Origin of the sequence: Mumia sp., assembly GCF_028803055.1 — a bacterium.
GTDB lineage: Bacteria > Actinomycetota > Actinomycetes > Propionibacteriales > Nocardioidaceae > Mumia.
The window spans coordinates 1-5,785 of sequence record NZ_JARBCJ010000196.1 but is presented as its reverse complement, the minus strand read 5'-3'; the positions used below and the strand labels follow the sequence as shown (position 1 = coordinate 5,785).

Below are 5,785 nucleotides of genomic sequence, written 5' to 3'. Positions count from 1 at the left end.
GATCGCCTTGGGCTTCTTGGCGAGCATGTCCTCGACCGGCATGGTGTGGGGCACGATCTCGGAGTAGACCTTCGCCTCCCGCACGCGTCGGGCGATCAGCTGCGCGTACTGGGCGCCGAAGTCGACGACGAGGACCAGGTCGTGCTCAGGAATCTCGGTCACACCTCGATCCTATCGAGCGCCGTCAGCTAGCTGACGCCGACGATGGGAAGGCGAAGCGCAGCCGGGGCGTCGACCGGCACGACGGGGTTCTTCGGCGCCACGGGCTCGAGGCGCGCGTAGGCCTCGCCCGTCGCCGGACGCGGGTCCGGCTGGTCCCTGTTGGGCCAGAACGCCATCGCCCGCTCGGCCTGGGCCGTGATCGTCAGCGACGGGTTCACGCCCAGGTTCGCCGAGATCGCGGCGCCGTCGACGACGTGGAGGCCGTCGTAGCCGTACAGCCGGTGGTACGGGTCGATCACCCCGGTGGCCGGGGAGTCGCCGATCACGCAGCCCCCGATGAAGTGCGCGGTGAGCGGGATGTTGAACGGCTCACCGATCGTGCCTCCGGGCCAGCCGTCGATCTTGTCGGCCGTACGGCGCACGGCCTCGTTGGCCTTCGGGATCCACGAGGGGTTCGGGTCGCCGGCCCCCTGGGCCGAGGTCAGCCGCAGGCGTCCGGTGATCCGGCTCCGCTTCATGGAGGTCGTGATCGAGTTGTCGAGCGACTGCATGGCCAGCAGGATGATCACCCGCTCCGACCAGTGCTTGAAGTCGTACAGCTCCCTGACGTTGCGCTTCTGCGCCCACAGCTCCTTGAGCCAGGCCTGCCAGCGCGGCCTCTCCCCGTCACCGTCGGTGAGCACCGTCTGGAGCAGCGACATCGCGTTGGAGCCCTTGCCGAAACGGACCGGCTCGATGTGGGTGACCTCGTCGGGGTGGAACGAGGAGGTGATCGCGACGCCGGTGGAGTAGTCCACGTCCCGGCTGCCGGCGATCGCCCCGAGCAGCGACTCCGAGTTGGTCCGGGTGAGGACCCCGAGCCTCGACGAGATCCGCGGGAGGACGCCTCGGCTGCGCATCCTGTGCAGGAGCTTCTGGGTGCCCAGCGAGCCGGCGGCGAACACGACCTGGTCTGCGGTGAAGCGGCGGGCGACCTTGCGGCGCCGGTCCGTACGCCGCGTGTCGACCGTGTAGCCGCCACCGGGGCGCGGGCGGACCTCCGTCACGGTGGTCAGCTCGTGGACGCGCGCGCCGGCCTGCTCGGCGAGATAGAGGTAGTTCTTGACCAGCGTGTTCTTGGCGTTGTGGCGGCACCCCGTCATGCACTCGCCGCACTGGATGCATCCGGCCCGATCAGGGCCTGCACCACCGAAATAGGGGTCGGCGACGGTCTCACCGGGGCCCCCGAAGAAGACGCCGACCGGTGTGGGGTGGAACGTGTCGGCGGCGCCCATCTCCTCGGCGACCTCCCGCATGACCTCGTCGGCAGGAGAGGTGACCGGGTACGTCGTCACACCGAGCATCCGCTTGGCCTGGTCGTAGAAGGGCGCGAGCTCCGCCTTCCAGTCGGTGATGTGACCCCAGGCAGGGTCGCGATAGAAGGGCTCGAACGGCTCGTAGAGGGTGTTGGCGTAGACCAGCGAGCCGCCGCCGACCCCCGCGCCGGACATGATCATCACGTCCTTCAGGAGGTTGATGCGCTGGATGCCGTAGCAGCCGACCTCGGGCGCGAAGAGGTAGCGCCGGAGGTTCCACGAGCTGTCCGCGAAGTCCTCGTCGCGGAACCGCGCCCCGGCCTCGAGGACCCCGACGCGGTAGCCCTTCTCGGTCAGTCGCAGTGCGGTCACGCTCCCGCCGAACCCCGAGCCGATCACCAGGACGTCGTAGTGCTGCGGTGCGGTGTCGTTCACAGCGTCAGCGTAAGACCGCGTTCACGCTATTGCTACCCCTGGGTAACGAATATGTCATCGCGGATGTCGTATCCCCTCTGACGCGGCGTGACGGTCGGTGTCAGGCCCGGCCGGCCTTCTTCAGGACGCGCAGCGCCGCGGTGATCGTCTTCTGGAAGGCCGCATCGCTCACCATCCGGGGAGCCGAGAGGGGCAGCAGCCGCTGGTTGGCGACCGCCTGCGTCTCGGTGTAGCGGAGGATCCCCTCCGCACCGTGCCGACGGCCGATGCCCGACTCCCGCATCCCGCCCATCGGCGCCTCCAGCGAGGCGAAGGTGGCGGCAAACCCCTCGTTGATGTTCACGCTGCCTGCCTTGATCCGGCGAGCAAGCTCGCGACCCCGCGCGACGTCACGTGTGTAGATCGCGGCGTTGAGGCCGTAAGACCCGGCGTTGGCGCGGTCGATGGCCTCACCCTCGCTGCCGAAGCGGTAGAGCGAGACGACCGGGCCGAAGGTCTCGTCGGCGAAGCAGTCCATCGCCGGGCTCACACCCTCGAGCAGCGTGGGCTCGTAGAAGTACGGACCGACCTCGGGGCGCGGCCTCCCGCCGGTGAGGACGCGGGCTCCCTTGGACACGGCGTCGGCGACGTGGGCGGACACCGTGTCCAGCTGCCGCTGCGAGACCAGCGAGCCCATGTCTCCGTCGTAGTCCAGCGACGCCGACATCGTCATGCGGCCGATCCGCTTGACGAGCTTGGCGACGAAACGGTCATAGACCGCGTCCGCGACGAACAACCGCTCGACCGACACGCAGAGCTGGCCGGCAGAGGAGAAGCACGCACGGACCGCGCCCTCGGCGGCGCGGTCGAGGTTGGCATCGGCGAGGACCAGCATCGGGTTCTTGCCACCCAGCTCGAGCGAGGTCGAGACGAGCCGCTCGGCCGCCTGCGCCGCGACACGCCTGCCGGTCGCGGTCGAACCGGTGAAGCAGACGTGGTCCGCCCGCTCGACGATCGCACCGCCGATCACGGGGCCAGGCCCGTTGACGACCTGCCACAGGCTCGCGGGGAAGCCGACCTCGCGGAACAGCTCGATCGCTGCCAAGGCGGAGAGAGGTGTCTGGCCGTCGGGCTTGTGGACCACCGCGTTGCCTGCCGCGACGGCAGGGATCCCGTCCGAGATCGCCAGCGTGAGCGGATAGTTCCAGGGAGAGATGATCCCGACGACGCCCTTGGGGACCCGGTTGATCCGCGTCTGGGTGAAGAGCGGGTAGACCCCGGGGACGCGACGCGTCGTGAGGTGCCGCGCGAGGGTGCGACCGTAGTAGCGAGCGGTGAGCGCCACGTGCAGGACCTCGTCGAAGGCGTGCTTGCGCGCCTTCCCCGACTCCCACTGCACGAGGTCCATGAGGTCGTCGGCGTGGTCGAGAACCGCGTCATGGAGGTCGAGGAGCAGCGCCGACCGGTGGGACAGGTCGGTCCGCGACCACGGGTCCTGCGCCGCCCGGGCAGCCGCGAACGCGTCCTCGACGTCACCGGTGTCCGAGACGGGGAGCGTAGCGATCGGCTGCCCGGTGAAGGGCGCGTACGTCGTCTCCGCCTCGCCCGACGTGGCGCGCAGCCCTGCGGTCAGACGACGGACGAGGGCCGGGTCGACGGCGAACGCGGCTGTCGCGTCGTGCTCGGGGTCGGCGGGGAGGCGCCCGTGCTCCGGAGCGCTGGGGTCGCGTCGTGACATGCGGTCACTGTAGAGGGGGCACCACACCAGTGCTACCCCCCGGTAACGAGTCCGCCACCGGCAGTGTCACGAACGCCGGGCGTCGGCGCTACTGGACGACGACCTCGACCCGCTGGAACTCCTTGAGCTCGGTGTAGCCGGTCGTCGCCATCGCCCGGCGGAGCGCGCCGACGAGGTTCATCGTGCCGTCCGGCGCGGTGGACGGCCCGAAGAGCACCGACTCGAACGAGCCGACGGTGCCGAGGTTGATGCGCTGGCCGCGCGGCAGGTCGGGGTGCCACGCCTCGGCGCCCCAGTGGAACCCGCGTCCGGGCGCCTCGGCCGCACGCGCGAACGGCGAGCCCACCATGACCGCGTCCGCTCCGCAGGCGATCGCCTTCGCAAGGTCGCCGCTGTGGCCGACCGAGCCGTCGGCGATGACGTGCACGTAGCGGCCGCCCGACTCGTCGAGGTAGTCACGTCGTGCCGCGGCGACGTCGGCGAGCGCGCTCGCCATCGGCACGGCGACTCCGAGCACCTGGCGGGTGGTGTGCGTCGCTCCCCCGCCGAAGCCGACCAGGACCCCCGCGGCGCCGGTGCGCATCAGGTGGAGGGCGGCCTGGTGCGTGGCGCAGCCGCCGACGACGACCGGCACGTCGAGCTCGTAGATGAACTCCTTGAGGTTGAGCGGCTCGGTCTGCCCCGAGACGTGCTCGGCCGACACCGTGGTCCCCCGGATGACGAACAGGTCGACGCCCGAGTCGACGACCGTCTGCGCGAACTGCTTGGTCCGCTGGGGCGAGAGCGCACCGGCGACGGTCACGCCGGCATCGCGGATCTGCTTCAGCCGCTCGTGGATCAGCTCGGCCTTGATCGGCTCCTGGTAGATGCGCTGGAGCCGGACCGTCGCCTCACGCGACTCGAGGTGGGAGACCTCCTCGAGCAGCGGCAGCGGGTCGTCGTAGCGAGTCCAGAGCCCCTCGAGGTCGATGACGCCCAGACCACCGAGCTTGCCGAGCATGATCGCCGTCTCCGGCGACATCACCGAGTCCATCGGCGCGGCGACCACGGGGATCTCGAACCGGTAGGCGTCGATCTGCCAGGCCGTCGAGACCTCCTCGGGATCACGAGTCCGGCGACTCGGGACGATCGCGATGTCGTCGAACGCGTATGCCCTGCGGCCGCGCTTGGCGGCGCCGATCTCGATGTCCATCCCCGCATTCTAGTGAGGCGGGGCGGACACCGAGGACTGCGTCACAGCCTGGCGTAGTTCGGGGCCTCGACGGTCATCTGGATGTCGTGGGGGTGACTCTCCTTGAGACCCGCCGACGTGATCCGGACGAACTGCCCGCGGTCCTGCAGCTCCGGGACGGTGTGGGCACCGACGTAGAACATCGACTGGTGGAGCCCGCCGACGAGCTGGCGTACGACAGCGCCGAGCTGGCCGCGGTAGGCCACCTGGCCCTCGATGCCCTCGGGGACGAGCTGGTCGTCGGAGGTGACGTCGGCCTGGAAGTAGCGGTCCTTGGAGTAGGACTTCTTGCCCCGCGACGACATCGCGCCCAGCGACCCCATGCCGCGGTAGCTCTTGTACTGCTTGCCGTTGACGAAGATGAGCGAGCCGGGGCTCTCCTCCGTACCGGCCAGGAGCGAGCCCACCATCACCGTGTCCGCACCGGCCACGAGAGCCTTGGCGATGTCGCCGGAGTACTGGAGGCCACCGTCACCGATCAACGGCACTCCCGCCGGCTTGGTGGCGCGGGACGCCTCGTAGATGGCGGTCACCTGTGGCACGCCGACGCCGGCCACGACACGTGTCGTGCAGATGGAGCCGGGTCCGACACCGACCTTGACGGCGTCGACGCCGGCGTCGACGAGCGCCTGGGCCGCGGCGCGGGTGGCGACGTTGCCGCCGACGATCTGCACGCGGGAACCGATCTCGGCCTTGAGCTTGCTGACCATCTCCAGCACCTGGCGATTATGGGCATGGGCGGTGTCCACGATGATCACGTCGACACCGGCGTCGGCCAAGGCCATCGCTCGGGTCCACTGATCGCCACCGGTACCCACGGCCGCACCGACGAGCAGGCGGCCGTCGGCGTCCTTGGTGGCGAGCGGGTGCTGATCGGTCTTGACGAAGTCTTTGACGGTGATCAGACCGGTGAGCCGGCCATGCCCGTCGACGATGGGGAGCTTC

4 protein-coding genes and 1 pseudogene are annotated in these 5,785 nt (G+C 69.9%); all 5 read right to left on the bottom strand.

Annotated features, from left to right (window positions below):
- Positions 1-162: pseudogene (locus PV363_RS15130) on the bottom strand (GMP synthase (glutamine-hydrolyzing)); the annotation flags it as partial.
- A 26-nt stretch (positions 163-188) separates the two neighbouring features.
- The gene (locus PV363_RS15125; protein WP_301022754.1) at positions 189-1,892 is read right to left on the bottom strand and encodes a GMC family oxidoreductase; all 1,704 of its coding nucleotides are present in this window, start codon (positions 1,890-1,892) and stop codon (positions 189-191) included.
- 100 nt (positions 1,893-1,992) lie between these two features.
- Positions 1,993-3,609: a succinic semialdehyde dehydrogenase gene (locus PV363_RS15120; RefSeq protein ID WP_301022753.1), complete on the bottom strand. Its 1,617-nt coding sequence runs from the start codon at positions 3,607-3,609 to the stop codon at positions 1,993-1,995.
- Between the two features lie 88 nt (positions 3,610-3,697).
- The gene (locus PV363_RS15115; RefSeq protein WP_220342001.1) at positions 3,698-4,801 is read right to left on the bottom strand and encodes a GuaB3 family IMP dehydrogenase-related protein; all 1,104 of its coding nucleotides are present in this window, start codon (positions 4,799-4,801) and stop codon (positions 3,698-3,700) included.
- 41 nt (positions 4,802-4,842) lie between these two features.
- Positions 4,843-5,785, bottom strand: a 943-nt coding sequence (locus PV363_RS15110) for an IMP dehydrogenase (protein ID WP_301022752.1), incomplete at its 5' end; no start/stop codon positions are given.